Genomic DNA, 23,534 nt, shown 5'->3' with positions numbered 1-23,534 from the left:
CCGGCTTTCTCCGGATGGGGCTCAATGCGGCGACTTGGAATTCGTAAAGTGCGGATTTCCGGCACTGCACCTCTTTTAGGAGAATGACATGGCTACTGGAACCGTGAAGTGGTTCAACTCGGAAAAGGGCTTCGGCTTCATCGAGCAGGACGGCGGCGGCGCCGACGTCTTCGCCCACTACTCGAACATCGCCACCCAGGGCTTCCGTGAGCTCCAGGAGGGCCAGAAGGTCTCCTTCGACGTCACGCAGGGCCAGAAGGGCCCGCAGGCGGAGAACATCGTCCCGGCCTAATTGCCGGACGCGTACCTCGCAGCCGGGGCCCGCACCGTGAAGGTGCGGGCCCCGGTTTGTGCTGTTTCCGGTTTGCTCTGTCTCCGGGGACATCTGCTCTGTGCTTGCATCCTGGGGCGCACATCAAGCAGTCCACAGCAGTCGGCAGTAACCCCAGGAATCCCCCAGGAGGGCAATTCCGTATGACCCGCTCCGAACGCCAGGACCGACCGACCCGCAGCCGCCCGATAAGGGGGCGCGGCACGGCCGGGGCACAGGTGAACGCCAGAGGCTCCGCCAAGGCGCCGGCCCGCCGCCGTCCCGCGCCGTCGCAGGGTGGCGAGTTCGCCCTGCCGGAAACCATCACCCCCGCGCTGCCCGCCGTCGAGGCGTTCGCCGAACTCGACATGCCCGCCGCGCTGCAGAAGACCCTCACGGCGCAGGGCGTCACCGAACCCTTCCCCATCCAGGGCGCCACCCTGCCGAACTCGCTGGCCGGCCGGGACATCCTCGGCCGTGGCCGCACCGGCTCCGGCAAGACCCTGGCCTTCGGACTGGCCATGCTCGCGCGCACCGCCGGACGCCGCTCCGAGCCGCACGCCCCGCTGGCGCTCGTCCTCGTCCCCACCCGTGAACTCGCGCAGCAGGTGACCGACGCGCTGACGCCGTACGCGACGTCCGTGAACCTGCGGATGGCGACCGTGGTCGGCGGCATGTCGATCAGCAAGCAGTCCGGCACGCTGCGCCGCGGCGCCGAGGTACTCGTCGCCACGCCGGGACGGCTCAAGGACCTCATCGAGCGCGGCGACTGCCGCCTCGACCAGGTCGCCATCACCGTCCTCGACGAGGCCGACCAGATGGCCGACATGGGCTTCATGCCGCAGGTCGTCGCCCTGCTCAAGCAGGTCGAGGCGGACGGGCAGCGCATGCTGTTCTCCGCGACCCTGGACAAGAACATCGACCGGCTGGTCAAGATGTTCCTCACCGACCCGGTCGTGCACTCGGTCGACCCGTCCGCGGGCGCCGTCACCACCATGGAGCACCACGTGCTGCACGTGGCGGACGAGACCGACAAGAAGGCCGTCGCCACGAAGATCGCCGCCCGCGAGGGCCGGGTGATCATGTTCGTGGACACCAAGCGTGCCGCCGACCGCTTCGCCAAGCGGCTGCTCGCCAGTGGCGTACGGGCCGCCGCACTGCACGGCGGCCGGTCCCAGCCGCAGCGCAACCGGACCCTGGACCAGTTCAAGACCGGCGAGGTCACCGCGCTCGTCGCGACGAACGTCGCGGCCCGCGGTATCCACGTCGACGACCTGGACCTGGTCGTCAACGTGGACCCGCCGACCGACCACAAGGACTACCTCCACCGCGGCGGGCGCACGGCGCGCGCCGGGGAGTCCGGCAGCGTCGTCACGCTGGTGCTGCCCGAGGAGAAGCGGGACATGACCCGGCTGATGGCGGACGCGGGCATCGCGCCGCGGACCACCCGGATCAAGTCCAGCGACGAGGAGCTCAGCCGGATCACCGGTGCGCGTGAGCCGTCCGGCATCGCGATCGTCATCGCCGTGCCGGAGCCGACGCCGCCCAAGCCGCGTACGCGCGGCACGGGTTCGGGTGCGGCGGCCGGCGGGTCCTTCCGCTCCGGAAGCCGCGGCCGGGGTCGTCGCGGCGGTGCGGGCGCTGGCGCCGGTGCGGGTGCCGGTACGGCTTCGGGCGGTTCGGCCCGTGGCGCGGCGTCCGGCGGTTCCGCCCGTGGCGCGGGCTCGGGCTCGGGTGGCTCGGGCCGTGGTGCCGGGGCCGGGCGGGCCGGAGGTTCCGGCGGGCGCAGCGGTGCGCCTTCGCGGGGGCGTCGGGCCGCGTAGCGGTCGTGGCAGGCCGAGTATGAGCCCGGTCGGATCGATGTTCCGCCTGCCGTGATCCGGACGAGAAGCCCTACGTGGCTGCGACGTCGTCCACGACGATCGCGGCCGTCGTGCCCGCGTAGCTGTCCGCCGGTTCTTCGGCCAGGAGGCGTGCCAGAGCCTCTGCCGCGCGCGGGTCACCGCGTCGTGCCAGGCCCCGCGCCGCCTCCGCCACCGTGTCGGGATCGGCGTCGTCCAGTCGCACTGCCAGGGCTTCCCGAATCTCCGGGGTGTCGTCGTCCGTGGTGGCCAGCGCCGTCGTCGCCCAGTCACGGACCTCCTCGTCGGTGTCCCCGCTCAGGGTGATCAGTGCCGCGACGGCTTCCGGCCGGTCCGCCGCCGCCGGACCGAACAGCGCCAGCGTCACCGCGCGCCGCACCGTCCGGTCCGGATGCCCTGCGTGGCGCAGGATCTCCGGCAGTGCGGCAGGGTCCTCATGGTGGCCGAGGCCGAGGACCGCCGACCGGATCAGCTCCGCGTCCACGGCCTCCCGCGCCAGTTCCCGCAGCAGCGGCACCGACCGCGAGGTGAACGGTTTCGCCCCGGTACGGAACCCGAGCTGCGCCAGCACATCCGCTCCGAAGGCCTGCCGCAGCGGATCTCCGCTCGCCGTCCACGCGGCCGCCGCCTGGAACGTCTCCTCGTCGCCGCGCAGCCACAGCGCCTCGACCGACTCGTGCCAGTCGTCCAGCTCCGGGTCCGCACCCCGCAGCGCACGGGCCGCCAGCTCGTCGAAGGGGGCCCGCAGACCCAGCTCGTTCTCCAGGAGCGTCGCGATCGCTCCGTGTCCCGTCTGCCGGTCCTGTGACGCGAAGGGCTCACCGTCCCGACGCAGTTCGACCGTGACCGTCACCCCGCCGTCCACCGGGGTGCGGTGTACCACCGTCGTGTAACCGCCGTCGATCCCGCCGCTGCCGGTGCCGTCACCGTAGAGCGCGGACAGGGCGTCGCGCAGTTCCCGCTCGATGTCCAGCCCCAGGCAGAGCCTGGCTTCCTCCAGCGCCCGGTTCAGGTCGGCCGCGCCGTGCCGGAGCAGGGTCCGGACCGTGTGCGCGGATCCCCGCCGGGCCGCGACCACCAGCGGGGACTCACCCTCCGGGCCGGGCAGGCCGGGATCCGCACCGTGCGAGAGCAGGGTCTCCGCGATCCGCGCGTGCCCCAGGCCGACCGCCCACCGCAGTGCGGTGAAGCCGAACTCCTCGCGCAGATCCGGCTCCGCGCCGGCCGCGAGCAGCGCCTCCACGACCTCGCCGTGGCCGCCGCACGCCGCGCCGCACAGCGGCAGGTCGCCCGCTTCCGGGCCGCTCGCCCGGTCGGGATCGGCCCCTGCGGCGAGCAGCAGCCGCACCGCGCCCGGCAGGTCCTCCACCGACGCCAGGTACAGCGCCGTGGTCCCGTCGGTGTCGCTCGACTCGGCGGACGCGCCCGCGCGGAGCGCTCGTACGACGGCGTCCTCACCGTCGTACAGCGCTTCGAAGAGGTTGCCTGGGTCCCCGGCCGGATCTTTCGTCATACTTCGACCCTACGGCGCATGCGGGACGAACCTCAGGTGTCGCACTCCAGGACGGTGCGGCACAGTCCGCACCGGGCCCGCACCCGGCCGCGGACCGGGACCCGGATGCGCTGGCCGCAGGTCGGGCAGGCGAAGGAGACCCGCAGCCCCGTGTCACCGTGCTCGAAGGCGTAGGGAACGTCCGGGCCGGTCCCGGCACCCGGGTTGTCCCCGGCAGCGCGGCGGTCCTTGGCGTAGCGGCGGCGTCCCGCCCACCCCGCGGCCGTCAGCGGTGGCCGGTCGAGGTCCCGCAGGGCCATGGCACGGCCCTTGGTGTAGGCCGCGTACGCCTGCGGGCTGGTGAACCACACGGAGGGGTCCTCGCCGAAGACGAGCGCACGCTTGGCGAGCACGTACCCGAACTCCTCCGGCGTGAGGTAGCCGAGCTTCTGGCTCGATGTGGCGTCCTCCCGGAAGGCGTCCAGCAGGAGCCAGCCGGCGCCGAGGTAGGCCGTCACCGTGTCGGTGAGGATCTCGTTGTCGCGGGTGCCGGGGAACTCGAGGCCCAGCCGGTGCAGCAGGACATGCGTGATCTCGTGCGCGAGCGCCGCCCCGATGTCCCTGCGGTGCGTCCGGAACCGGTCGTTGAGCTCGATGAAGTATTCCGGGCCCGCGGCGAGTTCGACGCTCGCGGCGTGCTCCATCTCCCGGAAGCCGACGATCATCCGGGCCTGGGGCAGATGCAGGTGCTCCACGAGGGCGTGTGCCACGCGCTGGGAGCCGAGGTGCAGATCGTCCGCGTCGGCGAACGCGGCGTCGGCGGGGACGAGGCTGGTGGCGTAGCCGTGCACGCCGTCGTAGGAGATCCGCCGGTAGAGCGCGGTGATCGCGGACCGGACGGTGTCCAGATGCGGAAACCCGTGGACGACCGGACTGCCACTGCTGCCGTTACTGCCGTCTCTCACGTCCGAACCCCCATCAGTGACGCTCAACGGACCTTCACTGTAGGCCGAGCCGTGAGGGAGGGGACCCGCGCACAGCCTGATGATCTTGGCTGGAAAGTCCGCCTTGTGGCAGCGGTGATCGCTTCCCGATAATCGGAGCGTTCTTGTCGGGAGCATGCCGAGAGCTGGGTCCGCCGTGCCCCTGACCTGGACCTGCACGCCCGCACGCCTGCACAGCACCCCCCACCGAACCCCCCACCCGAAAGCAGGCAAACCGTTGAAGCAGCTTCTGCGCACCCTCAAAAGATGCTCCGTCATCGCCGCGGTGGTCCTCGCCGCCATCAGCCTCCAGCCCTCCGGCGCCACCGCTGCCCCCAACCCCGTCGTCGGCGGAACCCGCGCCGCACAGGGTGAATTCCCCTTCATGGTCCGGCTCTCCATGGGCTGCGGCGGCGCCCTCTACACCCAGACCATCGTGCTCACCGCCGCGCACTGCGTGAACGGATCCGGCAACAACACCTCCATCACCGCCACCGCCGGCGTCGTCGACCTCCAGTCATCGAGCGCCGTCAAGGTCAAGTCCACCAAGGTCCTCCAGGCACCCGGCTACAACGGCGTGGGCAAGGACTGGGCGCTCATCAAGCTCGCCAAGCCGATCAACCTGCCCACCCTGAAGATCGCCACCACCACCGCGTACGACACGGGCAACTTCACCATCGCCGGCTGGGGAGCCGCCAGGGAAGGCGGCGGCCAGCAGCGCTACCTGCTCAAGGCCACCGTGCCGTTCGTCTCCGACTCCGTCTGTCAGCAGGCCTACGGCAGCGACCTCGTCCCCAGCGAGGAGATCTGCGCCGGACTCGTCGACACCGGCGGCGTCGACACCTGTCAGGGCGACTCCGGCGGCCCCATGTTCCGCAAGGACAACGCCGGAGCCTGGATCCAGACAGGCATCGTCAGCTGGGGCGAAGGCTGCGCACGCGCCGGCTACCCCGGTGTGTACACCCAGGTCTCGACCTTCGCCACCGCCATAGCATCGGCGGCGGCCGGCCTCTGACCCGCAGTCACCGCCGACCGTCCCCGGGGGTACCCGTCCTGACGGGTACCCCCGGGCCCAGCCCGACGAACGGCTCCCCGGCGTCTTCCAGCTCCAGCACCCACACCTCGTTGGCACCCTCGCGGAGCACCGGCCCCGGAACGTACAGCGTCCGCTGCGGCCCCGCCGACCAGTAGCGCCCCAGACAGAAACCGTTCACCCACACGAACCCCCGTGTCCAGCCCGGCAGTTCGAGACCCGCATGACCGGTCTCCGCCGCGCCCGTCACCTCGAAGAACCCCCGGAACAGACCCGTCCGCCCGGCCTCCCCGGCATTCCCGAACGGCAGCCCGGCCACCGCACCCGCATCGTCGAACGCGTCCAGCCGCAGCGCCCGGGCCCGCACCCCGTGCAGATACTGCCGCTCATGGACCACCCCGACCGTGATGCCCTTCTGCTCGCCCAGCCGCGGACCGTAGTTCACCCGGCCCAGCGACTCCACCCACAGCTCGACCTCCGCGGGCCCCGCGACCGGCTCCTCCAGCACGGCGAGCTCCTCCGTGAGCACCCCCGCCCGCACCCCGTCCACGTACACCACCGCCCGGTCCCGCAGACCCACCGCACCCAGCGGATACGGCTGCCGCGGCCCCGGAACGCCCACCCGGTAACGCACCAGGCCCCGGTCCACACCGAGATCCTCGAACGTCGGCGGAACACCCGACTCGGCCGTCTCCGGATCGCCCAGCCCGTCCAGCACCCCGGCCAGCGCGACCCCCTGCGTCAGCTCGACCCGCACCGGGGACAGCCCCACCGGCTCCGGCGGCAACTCCGGAAGAGGACCCTCCGCATACTCGGCCAGCACCTCCCGCAACAGCCGGAACTTCTCCGTCGGCCGCCCGTACTCATCGACCGGAGCGTCGTAGTCGTACGACGTCACCGTCGGCAGGAACTCCTGGTCCTGCAACGGACCGCCACGATTGGCACCCGCCCAGCCCCCGAAATTGGTACCACCGTGCGCCATGTAGACATTGACCGAAGCACCGCACTCCAGGATCTCGCGCAGCGCATCCGCCGTCTCCGCCGGATCCCGCACGACAGGCTCGGCACCCCAGTGATCGAACCAGCCGCACCAGAACTCCATGCACATCAGCGGCCCCCGCCGCCGATGCCTGCGCATCACCTCGAACGCCTCACGCGCCCCCGAACCGAAATTCGCCGTAGCCAGGAGCCCCGGCACCGAGCCGCCCGTCAGCATGTGGTCCTCGGGCCCGTCCGACGTGAACAGCGGCACCGTCACCCCGCACCGGCGCAACAACCCCACCAGCTCATCCAGATGCACCCGGTCCGAACCGTAACTCCCGTACTCGTTCTCCGCCTGCACCATGATCACCGGACCGCCGTGGGTGACCTGGCGCCGCACCACCTGCGGAAGCAACTCCCCGAACCAGCGCTCCACCGCCGCCGTGTACCCCTCATCCCGCGTCCGCACCCGCCGGCCGAACCGCCCCGTCACCCAGACCGGCAGCCCACCGTTCTCCCACTCGGCACAGATGTACGGCCCCGGACGCACGATCGCCATCAGCCCCGCCCGGCCCACCGCGTCCAGGAATCGGCCCAGCGCCCCCACATCACGGAACATCCCGGGGCGCGGCTCATGGAGATTCCACGGCACGTACGTCTCGACACAGTTGAGGCCCATCGCCCGCAGCATCGACAGCCGGTGATCCCACTGCGCCTCATGCACCCGGAAATAGTGCAACGCCCCCGACAACAGCCGCACCGGCTTCCCGCCCAGCCGGAAACAGTCGTCCCCCACGGTGAAATCGTTCATGGTGCTCGTACGCTCCTGTGTGCGGATCCTCGCCTGCCCCCAGCTTCGGCCTCTGGCGCCCGGCCGGTCCATGGAGAAAGATCACTGCTGGTTGGACACAACACCCGACAGGAGGTGGAGAGACGATGTACCACACCTGGATGCGCTTCTTCACACCCAGCGCACTGCACCACCGCCTGGGACTGGCCTGCCTCGGCGTCGGCCTCCAGCACGGCGCACTGCCCACCGTCGGCCCCCGCACCCTCGACCACCACGTCGCCGTCGTCATCACCTCGGGCAGCGGCTGGTACAGCGGAACGGACGGCCGACGCCAGACCGTCGAAGCACCCAGCCTCATCTGGCTCACCCCCGGCACCCCGCACCACTACGGCGCCGACCCCACCGGCTGGGACGAAAGCTTCGTCGACTTCACCGGACCCGCCACCACCACCTACACCGAACTCGGCTACATCGAAGCGGACCGCCCCCTCATCCCGCTCTCCGACACCGCAGGACCACGCGCCGCCATCGGCCGCATCGTCCGCGCCGCACGCCGCGGAAACCCCCTGCTCGAAGTCGAGACGGGCGCCGCCGTCCACGAACTCCTCGTAGCCCTGCGCCGAGCCCGCGCAGACATCGGACCCGACGGCTCCCCGGTACTCCAGGCCCTCGCACGCGACGCGTTCCAACCGCTCTCCGTCGCCGAACACGCCGCCCGGCACGGCATGACACCCGCCGAACTGCGCACCGCCGTCCGACGCGGAGCAGGATGCAGCCCCAAGGACTACCTCCTGACCATCCGGCTCGGCCGCGCCAAGGAACTCCTCGCCGCCACCGACCTGCCCATCGCCGCAGTCGCCCGCCGCGTCGGATACGACGACCCCGCCTACTTCTCCCGCCTCTTCGCCCGCCGCGTCGGCACAGCCCCCGTCCGCTTCCGCGAACAACAGGGCCGCACCGTCCCCGGCGGCTGGAGCGACCGGATCCCCGACCCGGACCACCCACCCACGATCACAGGCCCCAAGGACGTCTAAGCTCGCTGCCCATGACCACGAGCGACATCGACGAGTCCGTACGCGCCGAACTGAACCGGCTGCGCGAAAGCATCGACAACATCGACGCCGCAGTCGTCCACATGCTCGCCGAACGGTTCAAAGCCACCCAGCAGGTCGGCCACCTCAAGGCCGAACACCACCTGCCGCCCGCCGACCCCGCCCGCGAAGGCCGCCAGATCGCCCGGCTGAGACAACTCGCCGAAAGCGCCAAACTCGACCCCGCGTTCGCCGAGAAGCTCCTGAACTTCATCGTGGCCGAAGTCATCCGGCACCACGAACGCATCGCGGAGGAATCAGCCGGCGAAACCCCGGCCCCCAGCCTCTGACACACCACCGTCAGCCCTGCGAGAACCCCACTGCACGCCCCACCGGCCGTACGGCAGCATGGGCGGCATGTCCGTACTGACGCGCAACGAAGCGCAGACCCGAGCCCAGCTCCTCGACGTACAGCGGTACACGGTCGACCTCGACCTCACCACAGGCGAGGACACCTTCGACTCCCGTACCGTCATCAAGTTCACCGCCCACACGGCCGGAGACACCTTCGTCGAGGTCAAGCCCCACACACTGCGCTCGCTCAGCCTCGACGGACAACCCCTGGACCCCGAACGCCTCACCGAGAACCGCTACCCCCTCGACCGGCTCACCGCGGGAACCCACGAACTGCGCGTCGACGCCACCATGCGCTACTCCCGCACCGGCGAAGGCATGCACCGCTTCACCGACCCCGCCGACGGCGAAACCTACGTCTACACCCAGCTCTTCATGGAAGACGTCCAACGCGTCTTCGCCGCCTTCGACCAACCCGACCTCAAATCCGTCTTCGACATCACCGTCACCGCACCCGACAACTGGACCGTCCTCGGAAACGGCACCGCCCACCAAGCCACCCGAGGCCGCTGGAGCATCGCCCCCACCCCACCGATCTCCACCTACCTCGTCGCCGTCGCCGCAGGCCCCTGGCACACCGTGACCACCGAACACGCCGGCCTGCCCTTCGGCATCCACTGCCGCCGCTCCCTCGCACCCCACCTCGACGCGGACGCCGACGAGATCCTCTCCATCACCCGCGACTGCTACGACCGGTACCACGAGAAGTTCGACGAGCCCTACCCGTTCGACTCCTACGACCAGGCCTTCGTCCCCGAATTCAACGCCGGCGCCATGGAGAATCCCGGACTCGTCACCTTCCGTGACGAATTCATCTACCGCTCCGCCGTCACCGACACCGAACGCCAGACCCGCGCCATGGTCATCGCCCACGAAATGGCCCACATGTGGTTCGGCGACCTCGTCACCCTCACCTGGTGGGACGACATCTGGCTCAACGAGTCCTTCGCCGAATACATGGGCTACCAGACCCTCACCGAAGCCACCCGCTTCGCCGACACCTGGGTCGACTTCGGCGTCGCCCGCAAGGGCTGGGGCTACGACGCCGACCAACGCCCCTCCACCCACCCCGTCGCACCGGACCCGGACGCCGTCCCCGACACCGCATCCGCCCTGCTCAACTTCGACGGCATCTCCTACGCCAAGGGCGCCTCCGCCCTGCGCCAACTCGTCACCTGGCTCGGCGAAAAAGACTTCCTCGCCGGAATCAACACCCACTTCGCCCGGCACAAATTCGCCAACGCCACCCTCGCCGACTTCATCGACAACCTCGCGTCCGCCACCGACCGCGACGTCCACGCCTGGGCCGACACCTGGCTCCGCACCACCGGCATCGACACCCTCACCGCCCACGTCGAAGACACCGACCGCGCCTGGACCCTCACCGTCGACCACCACGGCAACCGCCCCCACCGCATCGCCGTCGGCACCTACGACCACACCCTCGACACCCGGTCCGGCGCCGCCGAACTCGTCCTGCGCGACCGCTTCGACCTCGACATCCCGCACACCGGCGAACCCACCGCCCTGCCCGGCCAACGCCCCGCCCTCGTCGTCCTCAACGACAACGACCTCACCTACGCCAAGATCCGCCTCGACCCCACATCCTGGGACACCGTCCTCGGCAGCCTCTCCGGCATCCCCGACGCCCTCACCCGCGCCCTCATCTGGAACACCGCACGCGACATGGTCCGCGACGGCGAACTCCACCCCACCACCTACCTCACCACCGCCCGCACCCACCTCCCCCACGAAACCGACCTCGCCCTCGTCAACGGCGTCCTCGGCTTCGCCACCACCCAGATCGCCGACCGCTACCTCACCCCCCACGACCGCCCCGCCGCACTCGCCACCCTCACCTCCCTCTGCCGCGACCTGCTCCGCCGCACCGAAGGCCTCACCGCCAAGGACTGGGAACACCACCCCGACCACACCCCGCCCCCCGGCGCCGACCCCGGCCTCCGCCTCACCGCCGTACGCCACTTCATCGACGCCGCCACCCAACCCGACACCATCCAGGACTGGCTGGCCGACGGCACCGTCCCCGGCGGACCCGAACTCGACCCCGAACTGCGCTGGCGCATCCTCACCCGCCTCGCCGTCCTCGGCGCCACCGACGAAACCGCCATCGACGCCGAACTCGCCCAGGACCCCAGCGCCACCGGACAGGAAGGCGCCGCCCGCTGCCGCGCCGCCCTCCCCACCCCCGAAGCCAAAACCGCCGCCTGGCACGCCATGTTCACCGACGACACCCTGTCCAACTACCTCTTCACCGCCACCGCCCAAGGCTTCTGGCAACCCGAACAGGGCGAACTCCTCCACGACTACGTCGCCCGCTACTACCCCGAAGCCACCGCACTCGCCGTACGCCGCGGCCCCGCCATCGCCGAAGCCGCAGGCCGCCACGCCTTCCCCGCCCACCACGTCGACGCCGACAGCCTCCGCCACGGCACCGACGCCCTCGACGACAAGGCACTCATCCCCGCACTCCGCCGCAAACTCACCGACCAGCTCGACGACCTGCGCCGCGCCCTCGCCGTACGCAACGCCCACTGACCAACGCCGTACGCACCACCCACCGACCCACGCCGTAAGCAACACCCACCGACCCATCACCACCCCGTGCCCGGCCCCCGAACACACAGGGGCCGGGCACAGCCATGCGAACAACGCACTCCTATACCAGCCCCACCCCGCACACCCCACCCACACCACAGGGCAATACCCCTTTCGGGGTCAGATCGTTGGTCTCTTCGGCCGGGGTTCCAGAAACCCGGACAAGCTGGTACGTCCGCCCCCGCGCACCCGAAGGACACCACACCGACCATGCCCATCCCACCCCTCGCCGGAGGCACCGCAGGCCCCACCCACCTGCGCCCCCTCCTCGACACCGTGCTCACCGCACTCCACGACGGCGCCGCCCGCCGCAACGGCCCCCTCCCCGCAGGCGGCCCCGACACCGTCACCCACCACACCCACCACACCACCGGCCCACTCATCCCCGACCACGGCACCGGCGCCCACCACGCCCTGCGCACCCTCGTCACCGCACTCACCGAAGGCGCCGCAGACCCCGCACACCCCCACTGCGCCGCCCACCTGCACACCCCACCCCTCGCCGTCGCCGCCGCAGCCGACCTCGCCGCATCCGCACTCAACCCCTCCATGGACTCCTGGGACCAAGCCCCCGCCGCCTCAGCCCTCGAAACCACCCTCACCCGCACACTCGCCGCCGAGATCTACCCCCACACCCCCCACCCCGACGCCCTCATCACCACCGGCGGCACCGAAGCCAACCAACTCGCCCTCCTCCTCGCCCGCGAACGCCACGGCCCCGTACAGACCATCTGCGCCGCCAACGCCCACCACAGCATCACCCGCGCCGCCTGGCTCCTCGGCCTCCCCGCCCCCCTCGTCATCCCCGCCCCCACCGGCGTCATGGACCTCCCAGCCCTCCACGACGCCCTCACCCACCACCAAGGCCCCCTCCTCGTCACCGCCACCGCAGGCACCACCGACACCGGCCAGATCGACCCCCTCGACGCCATCGCCGACCTCACGACAACCCACGGCGCCGAACTCCACATCGACGCCGCCTACGGCGGCCCACTCCTCCTCAGCCCCACCCACCGCCACCTCGTCCACAGCCTCCACCGCGCCCACAGCGTCACCCTCGACCTGCACAAACTCGGCTGGCAACCCGCATCCGCCGGCATCCTCGCCGTCCCCCACCACCACGACCTCGACCCCCTCCACCACCAAGCCCCCTACCTCAACGCCGACGACGACACCGACGCAGGCCTCCCCGACCTCCTCGGCCGCTCCCTGCGCACCACCCGACGCCCCGACGCCCTCAAGATCGCCGTCACCCTCCAGGCACTCGGCCGCGACGGACTCGCCGACCTCATCGACCGCACCCTCGCCGCCGCCCACCACCTCGCCGACATCATCACCGCAACCCCCCACCTCGACCTCTACGCCCGCCCCACCATCAGCACCGTCCTCTTCCGCCCCACCGACGCCCACGACACCACCGTCGCCACCATCCGCCGCACCCTCCTCACCCACGGCCACGCCGTCCTCGGCCGCGCCCACGCCGACAACCGCCTCTGGCTCAAAGCCACCCTCCTCAACCCCCACACCACCCCCGACGACCTCCACCGACTCACCGACCTCGTCACCCACGCCGTCACCGGCCTCACGGAAGGCAGCACCCCCCGATGACAGACCGGCCCACCCCCGACCAGCCGCACGACCTCATCGGCATCGGCATCGGCCCCTTCAACCTCTCCCTCGCCGCCCTCGCCCACACCATCCCCACCACCCCCGACCACCCCCGCCCCACCACCGCCTTCTACGAACAACGCCCCCGCTTCCACTGGCACCCCGGCCTCCTCATCGACGGCGCCACCCTCCAAGTCCCCTTCCTCGCCGACCTCGTCACCCTCGCCGACCCCACCAACCCCTGGACCTTCCTCAACTACCTCCGCACCCAGAACCGCCTCTACCCCTTCTACTTCGCCGAGCGCTTCCACATCCAACGCACCGAATACGACGCCTACTGCCGATGGGTCAGCGAACAACTCCCCGCCCTCCACTTCAGCCACCACGTCGACGCCATCCGCTGGAACCCCGACCAAGCCCTCTTCGAAGTCGACTACACCCACCTCGACAACGACGGCGAAGCACAAGCACTCGGCCGCGCCCACACCCGCCACATCGCCCTCGGCGTCGGCACCGAACCCTTCGTCCCCGAACCCCTCCGCCCCCTCGCCGAAGCCCCCAACATCCCCGTCATCCACTCCGCCGACTACCTCAACCACCGGCAGAAACTCCTCGACGCCGACCACGTCACCGTCATCGGATCCGGCCAGTCAGGCGCCGAAATCTTCCTCGACCTCCTCCGCGCCCGCCCCCGAGGAGCCGAAAAACTCCACTGGCTCGCCCGCACCCAGGCCTTCGCCCCCATGGAGTACTCCAAACTCGGCCTCGAACACTTCACCCCCGACTACACCCGCTACTTCCACGCACTCCCCGAAGCCGTACGCGACACACTCGTCCCCAGCCAATGGCAACTCCACAAAGGCATCGACACCGACACCATCACCGCCATCCACGACGAGCTCTACCGCCGCACCCTCCACGGCGGCTGGCCCGACGCCACCCTCACCCCCGGCGTCCACGTACGCACCGCCGGCCGGCTCTCCGGCACCCGCATCGAACTCCACCTCGAACACACCCAGCAACACACCCGCACCAGGCTCACCACCGACGCCGTCGTCCTCGCCACCGGCTACCGCGAACGCCCCCTCGACACCCTCCTCACCGGCCTCACCCCCCACATCCGCCGCGACGCCTCCCAACGCCCCCACATCGACGACACCTACCGCCTCGGCCTCGACCCCGCCATCACCGGCCACATCTACGTACAGAACGCCGAACGCCACACCCACGGAGTCGGCGCCCCCGACCTCGGACTCGCCGCCTGGCGCAGCGCCACGATCCTCAACGACCTCACAGGCACCACCCCCTACCCCCTCCCACACCGCACCGCCTTCACCACCTTCGGCCTCACCCCCCACCCCGCACCGAAAATCCCCCAACAGGGCCCCGCCCTCACCCCCCTCGTACAAGGCCACTGACCCCACAACCACCCGAACCCGGCCGCCCCCCGGACACACGAAGGCGGCCGCCCTCCCGAAGGAGAACGGCCGCCCCACACCGAACAGGTCAGAACAACCCGGTCAGAACACCGGCACACCGTCCCGCGTCAGACGCCAGCCCACCGAAGCGAACTCCGCCGGATCCACCGAACCCTTCGCCTGCACCCACCCGATGATCGTGTTCCGGATCTCGTCCGAATTCGCCCACAGCTGCTTCGCACCCGGCACATGCGGGAAATTACCCCCACCGCTCGCCCGGTAGTTGTTCACCGCCAGCACGAACTGCGCAGCCGGATCAACCGCCTGCCCCTCGAACGACAGCCCCACAATCCGCGAACCCGCAGGCTTCACGATATCGATGTCGTACGACACCCCCGACACCGCGTCATAGTTGTAATCCGGCGTACCGCCCGCATTCGTCAACTTCGACGTGTCCACAGGACCACCCGCAGCCGTCTGCACGTAATACCGCGCCGAATACTCCAGATAATCCTTCAGCTGCGCACCCGTCACCAGACGCGCCTCAAGCGTGTTCTCGAACGGATACAGCCCCGCCGCATCCTTGATCGTCACCTGACCGGCCGGTATCCCCGCCGTACGCGAGAAGCACGACGCCTGCGACAGCACCGGCAACGCCGCATACTCGCCGGAAGCCAACGCCGCCTTCACCGTGTCCGCCTGCACCTGGTTGATCAGATCGATGATCGGCTCGTCCTTCCACGGAGCCTCCACCGTCGTCATCGCCACCACCGACGAACCGATGACCTGATTCACATAGGCCACCACCTTCGTGTGCTCATCCCCGAGCAACGACGTGATCCGCGGATCCTCCGCCACCGTGTTCGAGTTCAACACCTCGGCGCCGACCTTCTCCACCGCCCAGCGGCCCTTCTCCCACACCAGATCGAAGTCGAACAACGTCAACCGCTGCCCCCACTTCAACGGCTCCGAAAGAACGACCTGCTTACCCGTCTCCTTGTTCGTCACGAAGTACTCAGGAATCTCCGAGTGCGCATGACCCACCAGAATCGCGTCAATACCCGGCACCTGCTCCGCCACCAGACCCGCCGCGTTCTCCACGTACGGCAACTGATCCCCGTACGACGACGTACCCGACGAACCCGAATGCGCCGAAACGATCACCACATCCGCACCCATCGAACGAAGCTTCGGCACCCACTTCGCCGCCTGCTCCTCAAGCCCCGGGAACACCATCTTCCCGCCCACATTCGCCTTGTCCCAGATCGCGATACCAGGATTCGTCAACCCCAGCACCGCCACCCGCACATCCGGCCCGTGCGGCGTACGCAAACGCTTGATCACATACGGGGCGAACGCCGGCCGCAACGTCTTCGCATCCAACGCGTTCGCACCCAGCAGCGGGAAATCACACTGCTCCTCGAACTTCCGCAGCACCGGAATGCCGTAATTGAACTCATGGTTCCCGAGCGCCGCCGCGTCGTACCCCATCTTGTTCATCGCCTGCGCCATCGGATGCACCGGACCACGCTTCGCCGTGATCGGATCGATCTTCGCGTAGTAGTACGACAGCTGGGTGCCCTGGATCGTGTCACCCGCATCGATCAACAGCGTGTTACCGCACCCGCGCTCCTCGCGGATCTGCTCCACCAGCGTCGAGATCTTCGCCAGGCCCACATCGTTGTGCGCCTTGTCGTCGAACTCCTTGTCCGTGAAGTAGTCCCAGTTGAAGACGTTGCCGTGCAGGTCCGTCGTCCCCATCACGGTGAACGAGTACCGCCTGGCCGGGCGGCCGTGCCCGTGCCCCTTCGACTCCGCAGCCCCGGCAGGACCGGCAAGGGCCCCGCCCGCCAGCGCCACACCCGCACCCGCGGCGGCCGACCGGCCCAGAAAGTTCCTACGGTTCAACGGCATTCCTGACTCCTCGTTCAATTGAACAACGCGCGTAGATTCTGGCCCAGCCACCACGCTCCGCAACACCCCACGCAGGTTTCGATCTGATGACCACCGCACGCACCCACCCGCACGGACCCGTCCGCACCCCCGACACCGCACCCGCCACACGCTCATCAGAGCGACCCGCTGCACAATTCAACACTTGTCAATAAGCTTTCACCCAAAGGTTGTTGGGGAGTCATGCAGAGACAATTACCTACCCGTAGGTAAGGTCTAGGCTCGAACCATGCGCCGAGCGAAAATCGTTTGTACCCTGGGACCCGCAACCGACACATACGAGCAGATCAAGGCACTCGTCGAAGCGGGAATGGACATCGCCCGCCTCAACCTCAGCCACGGCACCTACACCGAACACGAACAGCGATACCACCACGTACGCAAAGCATCCGAAGAGACCGGACGCAGCGTCGGAATCCTCGCCGACCTTCAAGGCCCGAAGATCCGCCTCGGACGCTTCACCGAAGGCCCCGTACTCCTTGAACGCGGCGACGACTTCACCATCACCGTCGAAACCGTCGAGGGCGACCGCCACACCTGCGGAACCACCTACGACGGCCTCGCCGCCGACGTCACCACAGGCGAACGCATCCTCGTCGACGACGGCCGCGTCACCCTCGAAGTCACCCAGGTCGACGGACCACGCGTCCACACCACCGTCATCGAAGGCGGCATGGTCTCCGACCACAAAGGACTCAACCTCCCCGGCGTCGCCGTCTCCGTCCCCGCACTCTCCGAAAAGGACATCGACGACCTCCGCTGGGCCCTGCGCACCGGCGCGGACATCATCGCCCTCTCCTTCGTACGCAGCGGACGCGACATCGACGACGTCCACCGCATCATGGACGAGGAGGACCGCCGCCTCCCCGTCATCGCCAAGGTCGAAAAGCCCCAGGCCGTCGACAACATCGACGACATCGTCGCCGCCTTCGACGGCATCATGGTCGCCCGCGGAGACCTCGGCGTCGAAATGCCCCTGGAGCAGGTCCCGATCGTCCAGAAGCGCGCCATCAAACTCGCCAAGCGCAACGCCAAGCCGGTCATCGTCGCCACCCAGATGCTCGACTCGATGATCGACAACTCACGCCCCACCCGCGCCGAAGCCTCCGACGTCGCCAACGCCGTCATCGACGGCACGGACGCGGTGATGCTCTCCGGCGAGACCAGTGTCGGCAAGTACCCGGTCGAGACCGTCCGCACGATGGCCCGCATCGTCGAAGCGGCCGAGGAGGACATCCTCGCCAAGGGCCTCCCGCCCCTCACCGACCGAAACAAGCCCCGCACCCAGGGCGGCGCGGTCGCCCGCGCGGCAGCCGAGATGGGCGACTTCCTGGGCGCCAAGTTCCTGGTCGCCTTCACCCAGAGCGGCGACACGGTCAAGCGGCTCTCGCGCTACCGCTCCCCGATCCCGCTCCTGGCCTTCACCCCGGACGAGGCCACCCGCGCCCAGCTGAACCTCACGTGGGGCGTGGAGACGTTCCTCGGGCCGCACGTGGACTCGACGGACGCGATGGTGGCGCAGGTGGACGAGGAACTGCTGCGGATCGGGCGGTGCCAGAAGGGGGACGTCGTCGTGATCACGGCCGGCTCCCCGCCCGGAGTCGCGGGCTCGACCAACCTCGTGCGGGTGCACCACATCGGCGAGGACGACAGCCCGAAGTAGGGGCGGGCTCGGCTCAGTATTTCGGCCCGACGTGAGCATCCATGAGCGCGACGGATGCCCGTCGGGCGACGGAGATGTTGTACTCCTTGCCCGCGCGGGTGCAGTGCGTCCACTCGATGCCGAGCTTGTCGAGGGTGTCCGTGTAGAGCGTCCGGATGTCGTCCGAGACGTTGGTGAACCAGTACCGCGGATACTCGTACCGCTTCCGTACGCCGCCGACCATCCGGGTCGTCCAGTTCATGTTCCGGCAGCCGTCGGAATGGATGAGGCCGCGGATGAAGTCCCAGGGGTGCGCGTCGACGATTTCCTGCTGCCAGGGTTCGAGGATGATGCGGCGTTCGTGCTTCCTGCCGGGTCCGTGTTGGGGGAAGAGGCATTCAAGATGCTTGGAATAGACCTTGACGTTGTGGCACCCGATCTTGCGCACACGGCACACCCTGTTGTCGGGGAAGACGCTACGCAGTGCCTGCTCGGCGGCGTCCATGAGACCAGGCCAGCCGTCGCCGCACGTGATCATGAGATTTGGGACCCGGTGACCGGAGTAGCGGCTTACGTGTCCGTCGCCCAGGTAGAGACCCAGCAGGTATGCGTACGCGGACTCGTCCAGTGCGCGGCGATCGCAGCGTGGGCATTTGGGGTCGTGCGAGCCGGGACATTCGCCGCGTTTGGCGCGGTCCATGTGTTTCCAGTAGCTGATGGTGCCTGCGGGAATGTCGAGCCTGCGGGCTACATCGGCATTCCTGACACCGTTCCTGAGCAGTGTGACTGCCGTGTGCCGGACTTCAGATCCATGGAGGTTCATATGGCAACCATGAGTCGCTGCGAGTCGCCCTGTGTAACGAAAAGCGGATGTTCACGAGAAGGTGAACATCCGCTTTGTGCGCTGTGCCGGGTATGGGATTCGAACCCACATGTCCTTGCGGACAGAGGTGTTTGAGACCTCCGCGTCAGCCAGTTGCGCCAACCCGGCTTGGTAGCCGGTCAGAAGTGTACCTGGTGACCAACGGGCGCAGCAGGTAGGTAGGCTCGTGGGAGCAGTATCTGCCCCATACCGAGGAGCCCCGTGACCACCCCCGAGTCGCCCCAGCCCGTAGACGCCGCCGACGACGACAAGTCGCACGTCCCGCCGCTGACGACCCGTGTCGTCATCGCCGAGGACGAGGCGCTCATCCGTCTCGACCTCAAGGAGATGCTGGAGGAGGAGGGCTACTCGGTCGTCGGTGAGGCCGGCGACGGCCAGCAGGCCATCGAGCTCGCCCGGGAGCACAGGCCGGACCTGGTCATCCTCGACGTGAAGATGCCCGTACTGGACGGGATCTCCGCGGCCGAGAAGATCACGGAGGAGTCCATCGCCCCCGTGCTGATGCTCACCGCGTTCTCGCAGCGCGACCTCGTCGAGCGGGCCAGGGACGCCGGTGCGATGGCGTACCTGGTGAAGCCGTTCAGCAAGAGCGACGTCGTGCCGGCCATCGAGATGGCCGTGTCCCGGTTCTCGGAGCTGAAGGCCCTGGAGAACGAGGTCGCCGACCTCTCGCAGCGGCTGGAGACCCGGAAGCTGGTGGACCGGGCGAAGAGCATTCTGCAGACGGACTACGGCCTCTCCGAGCCCGCCGCGTTCCGGTGGATCCAGAAGACGTCGATGGACCGCCGGCTCTCCATGCAGCAGCTCGCCGAGGCGCTGATCGAGGACGCCGAGGAGAAGAAGAAGGCGGCCGAGTAAGCCCCGTACGGACGTACGAAGGAGGCCCGCACCCCGGATCGATCGGGGTGCGGGCCTCCTTCGTGTGCGTGAGCGGAGGGTGTCAGTCCTCGCCGAGGTAGGCCTTGCGGACCGACTCGTCGTGGAGGAGGTCCGCGCCGGTGCCCGAGAGGACGACCTTGCCGACCTCCATGACGTGGCCCTGGTCCGCGAGGGAGAGGGCCGCCTGGGCGTTCTGCTCGACGAGCAGGATCGTGGTGCCTGACGCCTTGAGCTCGACGATGGTCTCCATGATCTTCTGCATCATGATCGGCGAGAGTCCCATGGAGGGCTCGTCGAGCATGAGCAGCTTGGGCTGGGACATGAGTGCGCGTCCCATGGCGAGCATCTGCTGCTCGCCGCCCGAGAGGGTTCCTGCGGCCTGCTTGCGGCGTTCCCCGAGGATGGGGAAGAGGTCGTAGGCGCGCTGGATGTCCTTCTCGATGCCTGCCTTGTCGTTGCGGAGGTAGGCGCCGAGGAGGAGGTTCTCGGTGATCGTCAGCCGGGGGAAGATGTGGCGTCCCTCGGGGGAGTGGGCGAGGCCCAGGGAGACGATCTTGTGTGCGGGGATGTCGGCGAGCGGCTTGCCGTCGAAGGTGATGCGGCCGCTGGTCGGCTTGAGGAGTCCGGACAGGGTGCGCAGGGTGGTGGTCTTGCCCGCACCGTTGGTGCCGATGAGGGTGACGACCTGGCCGGCCTCGACGCTGAAGGAGATGCCCTTGACGGCTTCGATCTTGCCGTAGGCGACGCGGAGGTCCTCGACCTCGAGCAGTGCGGTCATCGGGTGTCCTCCTCCTCGGTGCGGGTGGTGTCGGCTTCGGGTGCGTTGTCCGCGTCCGTGGTGCCTTCGGTTTCCGGTGTGCTGTCGGCGTCCGGTGCGCTTTCGGTGTCCGCGGAGGTGTCGGCTTCCGTGGTGCTTTCGGCGGCGGGGGTGCTTTCGGCTTCCGGGGTGGTGTCCGGCTCCGGCGTGGCCGTCTTCGCGGTGGCGCCGGCCGCGGCCGAGGCTTCCGCTTCGGCGGCTTCGACCTCGGCGACTTCTTCGGCGCCGGGGGCGCCTTCGAAGGGGGTGCCGAGGTAGGCGGCGATGACGCGTTCGTCGCCCTGGACGACTTCGGCGGTGCCTTCGACGAGCTTCTCGCCCTGGACGAGGACGGAGACGCGGTCGCAGAGGTTGAAGATGAACCGCATGTCGTGCTCGATGACGAGTACGGCGATGCCCTGGTCCCGGATCGCGAAGATGAGCTCTTCGGTGACGCGGGTTTCCTGGGGGTTCATGCCGGCGGTGGGCTCGTCCAGGAGGAGGAGGCCGGGGTCGCTGGCGAGTGCGCGGGCGATCTCGAGCTTGCGCTGGTCTCCGTAGGGGAGGTTGCGCGCGAGGTGGTCGGCCTTGTCCTGGAGGCCGATGAACTCGAGGAGTTCCATGCACCGTTCGCGGCTGGCGTTCTCGGCCTTCTTGTAGCCGGGGAGGCGCAGCAGCGCGGACCAGAGGCCTTCTTTGGTCCTGGTGTGGCGTCCGACGAGGACGTTCTCCAGGACGGTCATGTTGGCGAAGAGCCGGATGTTCTGGAAGGTGCGGGCGATGCCTGCCTGGGTGACGAGGTGGGGCTTGGGCGGCAGGACGGTGCCCTTGTAGCTGACCTTGCCCTCGGTGGGGACGTAGAGGCCGGTGAGGCAGTTGAAGAAGGTGGTCTTGCCGGCGCCGTTGGGGCCGATGAGGCCGACGATTTCGCCTGCGTTGACGGTGAGGTCGACGTTGCGTACGGCGGTGAGGCCGCCGAAGCGCATGGTGACGCCGCTTGCGTCGAGGACCGCGGTGCCGGTGGTGGGTGTGGCTGTTGTCGTCATGGTGGTCACGCCCCCGCCTTCGTGGTGCCGGCGGCTGTGTCGGTGAGTGGGATGTCCGGCGGTACGTCGAGCTGGCCGGTCTCGTGGAATTCGAGCTGCTTCCTGCGGTCGGCGACGAGTCCTTCGGGGCGGAAGCGCATCAGGAGGATGAGCGCGAGGCCGAAGAGGAACAGCTGGTAGTCCTGCATGAACTGCAGCTTGGCCGGGATGAGGTAGAGCAGCGCGGCGCCGACGAGGGGTCCGCTGAGGGTTCCCATGCCGCCGAGGATGACGGCGGCGAGGAGGAATGCGGAGTTGGGCGGTACGGAGCCGGCGAACTGGTACTGCTCCGGGGTGACCGTGTAGGAGACGTGTGCCTGGACGGTTCCCGCGAGTCCGGCGAGGGTGGCGCCGAGGGCGAAGGCGAGCAGTTTGAGCCGGAAGGCGTTGATGCCCATGGCGGTGGCTGCGGTTTCGTCTTCGCGGATGGCGACCCAGGCGCGGCCGATGCGGGATTCGTTGGAGCGGCGGAACACCATGACGACGACGGCGGTGAAGACGAGCATCAGCAGGTAGTAGTTGGCGGACCTGCCGAGGGTGAAGCCGCCGATGTCGTGGCTGAGCCCGAAGTCGAACCCGAAGAGGTTGAGGTCGGGGATGCTCGGGATGCCCTGGGAGCCGTTGGTGAGGTCGGGGCCGCTGACGCCGTTGAGGGCGTTGACGGTGAGCCGGAAGATTTCACCGAATCCGAGGGTGACGATGGCGAGGTAGTCGCCGCGCAGCCGGAGTGTCGGGGCGCCGATGACGACGCCGAAGACGAGTGAGGCTGCGGCGCCGGTGAGGACTGCTGCCCAGAAGGGGAACTGGACGCCTACGGGTGACAGCGGGGAGCCGGAGACCAGGGCGGCGGCGTAGGCGCCGACGCCGAGGAAGGCGACGTATCCGAGGTCGAGGAGGCCGGCGAGGCCGACGACGACGTTCAGGCCGAGTGCGACGGTCGCGAAGATGAGGATGTTGGCGCCGATGAGGGCGTATTCCTCGTTCTGCTGGGTGAAGGGGAAGCAGAACGCTGCGACGAGTGCGGCGGCGAGGGTGACGTTGCGGTGTTTGGTGGTGAGTGCGGTGATGCGGGCGATGAGCCCGGCTCGGGTGAGTGCGGTGAAGCCGAAGGCCACGGCGATGACGTAGCCGATGAAGAGTTCGGCGTATTCGGTGTCGATGCCGTAGGTGAAGACGTACAGCGCGACGCCGAATGCTCCGGCGATGACGAGGATCTCGGCCCAGGAGGGGAGTGCCTTGGCGCGGGCCGGTGAGGGGGCGCGGAGGCTGTTGAGGAACCGGTCCAGGGTGTTGGGCCTGGCGGTGTGCTCGATGGGCTGGTCGCTGGGGAGTCCGAGTGCGGCGATGACGGCGATGATCGCGCCGATGCCGCTGATCCAGGCGCCGGGTTCCAGGTTGACGACTCCGCCGAGCTTGACGGAGATCGCGCCGATGGCGTAGCCGGTGACGCCGAGGGTTCCGAGGGCGGCGAGCCGGGTGGGGCTGTTGGTGCCGCCGGGGGTGAGCCAGCGCAGGCCGCGGATGCCGTACCCGGAGAGCGCGAAGAGCAGGGTGAGTGCTGCGCTGATCAGGGTGAGGACCTGGAGGCCGCCGGGGTATCCGGTGACGGTGAGGTCGCCGGGGAATTCGTCGGTCCAGGTCCAGGCGAGGAAGGTGCCGACGAGTGCGACGGCTGCGCCTGCGACGGTGAGGGTGCGGGCTGCCGCGGTGGGCAGCGCGAGGAGTGCGCCGGTCTGGGGCGTGGTGTTGGTTGTCATC

The 23,534-nt window shown here is 69.0% G+C and carries 18 protein-coding genes and 1 tRNA gene; 10 read left to right on the top strand and 9 right to left on the bottom strand.

All coding sequences use genetic code 11. From position 1 onward, the window contains the following. Nucleotides 1-88: 88 nt before the first annotated feature. Together ACFW9O_RS22350 and ACFW9O_RS22345 are read left to right on the top strand one after the other, a co-directional pair. A complete protein-coding gene (locus tag ACFW9O_RS22350) occupies nt 89-292 on the top strand; it encodes a cold-shock protein (RefSeq protein ID WP_015607926.1) in 204 nt (67 codons plus the stop codon). Nucleotides 293-474: 182 nt separating this feature from the next. Further along, on the top strand, nt 475-2,133 hold the full coding sequence (locus tag ACFW9O_RS22345; protein WP_384611587.1) for a DEAD/DEAH box helicase: 1,659 nt from the start codon (nt 475-477) through the stop codon (nt 2,131-2,133). A gap of 70 nt (nt 2,134-2,203) precedes the next feature. Here the strand turns inward: ACFW9O_RS22345 and ACFW9O_RS22340 are convergent, their stop codons facing one another. Together ACFW9O_RS22340 and ACFW9O_RS22335 are read right to left on the bottom strand one after the other, a co-directional pair. Continuing rightward, on the bottom strand, nt 2,204-3,685 hold the full coding sequence (locus tag ACFW9O_RS22340) for an ankyrin repeat domain-containing protein (RefSeq protein WP_384611585.1): 1,482 nt from the start codon (nt 3,683-3,685) through the stop codon (nt 2,204-2,206). A gap of 32 nt (nt 3,686-3,717) precedes the next feature. Then, nucleotides 3,718-4,629, bottom strand: a complete 912-nt coding sequence (locus tag ACFW9O_RS22335) for a hypothetical protein (RefSeq protein ID WP_384611584.1) — start codon at nt 4,627-4,629, stop codon at nt 3,718-3,720. A 256-nt stretch (nt 4,630-4,885) separates the two neighbouring features. On the opposite strand from ACFW9O_RS22335, the gene ACFW9O_RS22330 reads away from it, so the two are divergent. Further along, nucleotides 4,886-5,662 carry a serine protease gene (locus ACFW9O_RS22330; protein WP_351177119.1) on the top strand — a complete coding sequence of 259 codons (777 nt, stop codon included), beginning with the start codon at nt 4,886-4,888 and terminating at the stop codon, nt 5,660-5,662. A gap of 7 nt (nt 5,663-5,669) precedes the next feature. On the opposite strand, the gene ACFW9O_RS22325 is transcribed toward ACFW9O_RS22330, so the two are convergent. After that, nucleotides 5,670-7,472 carry a beta-galactosidase family protein gene (locus ACFW9O_RS22325; RefSeq protein WP_384611582.1) on the bottom strand — a complete coding sequence of 601 codons (1,803 nt, stop codon included), beginning with the start codon at nt 7,470-7,472 and terminating at the stop codon, nt 5,670-5,672. Between the two features lie 125 nt (nt 7,473-7,597). Between ACFW9O_RS22325 and ACFW9O_RS22320 the strand changes: the two genes are divergently transcribed. The 5 genes from ACFW9O_RS22320 to ACFW9O_RS22300 all read left to right on the top strand — a co-directional run bounded on the left by ACFW9O_RS22320 (nt 7,598) and on the right by ACFW9O_RS22300 (nt 14,538). Then, on the top strand, nt 7,598-8,485 hold the full coding sequence (locus ACFW9O_RS22320) for an AraC family transcriptional regulator (RefSeq protein WP_384611580.1): 888 nt from the start codon (nt 7,598-7,600) through the stop codon (nt 8,483-8,485). Nucleotides 8,486-8,496: 11 nt separating this feature from the next. After that, a complete protein-coding gene (locus ACFW9O_RS22315; protein ID WP_351177110.1) occupies nt 8,497-8,832 on the top strand; it encodes a chorismate mutase in 336 nt (111 codons plus the stop codon). A gap of 67 nt (nt 8,833-8,899) precedes the next feature. Then, nucleotides 8,900-11,452 (top strand): aminopeptidase N, encoded by a 2,553-nt coding sequence (pepN, locus tag ACFW9O_RS22310; protein WP_384611578.1) that lies wholly within the window; start codon nt 8,900-8,902, stop codon nt 11,450-11,452. 270 nt (nt 11,453-11,722) lie between these two features. Then, complete coding sequence (locus ACFW9O_RS22305; protein ID WP_384611577.1) at nt 11,723-13,120, top strand: pyridoxal phosphate-dependent decarboxylase family protein; 1,398 nt, start codon at nt 11,723-11,725, stop codon at nt 13,118-13,120. Continuing rightward, the gene (locus tag ACFW9O_RS22300) at nt 13,117-14,538 is read left to right on the top strand and encodes a lysine N(6)-hydroxylase/L-ornithine N(5)-oxygenase family protein (protein ID WP_384611575.1); all 1,422 of its coding nucleotides are present in this window, start codon (nt 13,117-13,119) and stop codon (nt 14,536-14,538) included. The genes ACFW9O_RS22305 and ACFW9O_RS22300 overlap by 4 nt, the downstream gene beginning before the upstream one ends. A 102-nt stretch (nt 14,539-14,640) precedes the next feature. On the opposite strand, the gene ACFW9O_RS22295 is transcribed toward ACFW9O_RS22300, so the two are convergent. Continuing rightward, nucleotides 14,641-16,452: a bifunctional metallophosphatase/5'-nucleotidase gene (locus ACFW9O_RS22295; RefSeq protein WP_384611573.1), complete on the bottom strand. Its 1,812-nt coding sequence runs from the start codon at nt 16,450-16,452 to the stop codon at nt 14,641-14,643. A 268-nt stretch (nt 16,453-16,720) separates the two neighbouring features. On the opposite strand from ACFW9O_RS22295, the gene pyk reads away from it, so the two are divergent. Beyond that, the gene (gene pyk / locus ACFW9O_RS22290; RefSeq protein ID WP_351177095.1) at nt 16,721-18,154 is read left to right on the top strand and encodes a pyruvate kinase; all 1,434 of its coding nucleotides are present in this window, start codon (nt 16,721-16,723) and stop codon (nt 18,152-18,154) included. A gap of 13 nt (nt 18,155-18,167) precedes the next feature. On the opposite strand, the gene ACFW9O_RS22285 is transcribed toward pyk, so the two are convergent. Continuing rightward, entirely contained in the window at nt 18,168-18,956 is a 789-nt protein-coding gene (locus ACFW9O_RS22285; protein WP_351177092.1) for a helix-turn-helix domain-containing protein, read from the bottom strand. Nucleotides 18,957-19,040: 84 nt separating this feature from the next. Next, nucleotides 19,041-19,124 (bottom strand) — tRNA-Leu (locus ACFW9O_RS22280). 93 nt (nt 19,125-19,217) lie between these two features. On the opposite strand from ACFW9O_RS22280, the gene ACFW9O_RS22275 reads away from it, so the two are divergent. Next, nucleotides 19,218-19,874 (top strand): ANTAR domain-containing response regulator, encoded by a 657-nt coding sequence (locus tag ACFW9O_RS22275; protein ID WP_384611571.1) that lies wholly within the window; start codon nt 19,218-19,220, stop codon nt 19,872-19,874. An 82-nt stretch (nt 19,875-19,956) separates the two neighbouring features. Here ACFW9O_RS22275 and ACFW9O_RS22270 read toward each other — a convergent pair whose 3' ends face one another. The 3 genes from ACFW9O_RS22270 to ACFW9O_RS22260 are packed head-to-tail and all read right to left on the bottom strand — an operon-like array spanning nt 19,957 to nt 23,533. Continuing rightward, nucleotides 19,957-20,673, bottom strand: a complete 717-nt coding sequence (locus ACFW9O_RS22270) for an ABC transporter ATP-binding protein (RefSeq protein ID WP_351177088.1) — start codon at nt 20,671-20,673, stop codon at nt 19,957-19,959. After that, nucleotides 20,670-21,737, bottom strand: a complete 1,068-nt coding sequence (locus tag ACFW9O_RS22265; RefSeq protein WP_384611656.1) for an ATP-binding cassette domain-containing protein — start codon at nt 21,735-21,737, stop codon at nt 20,670-20,672. The genes ACFW9O_RS22270 and ACFW9O_RS22265 overlap by 4 nt, the downstream gene beginning before the upstream one ends. A gap of 5 nt (nt 21,738-21,742) precedes the next feature. Continuing rightward, nucleotides 21,743-23,533: a branched-chain amino acid ABC transporter permease gene (locus ACFW9O_RS22260; protein WP_351177082.1), complete on the bottom strand. Its 1,791-nt coding sequence runs from the start codon at nt 23,531-23,533 to the stop codon at nt 21,743-21,745. Nucleotide 23,534: the final 1 nt, after the last annotated feature.

This window comes from Streptomyces sp. NPDC059499 (assembly GCF_042749285.1).
In the GTDB taxonomy this organism is placed as follows: Bacteria; Actinomycetota; Actinomycetes; order Streptomycetales; family Streptomycetaceae; genus Streptomyces.
Note: the sequence above shows the minus strand (reverse complement) of the source record. Positions and strands in the feature narration are given on the sequence as shown.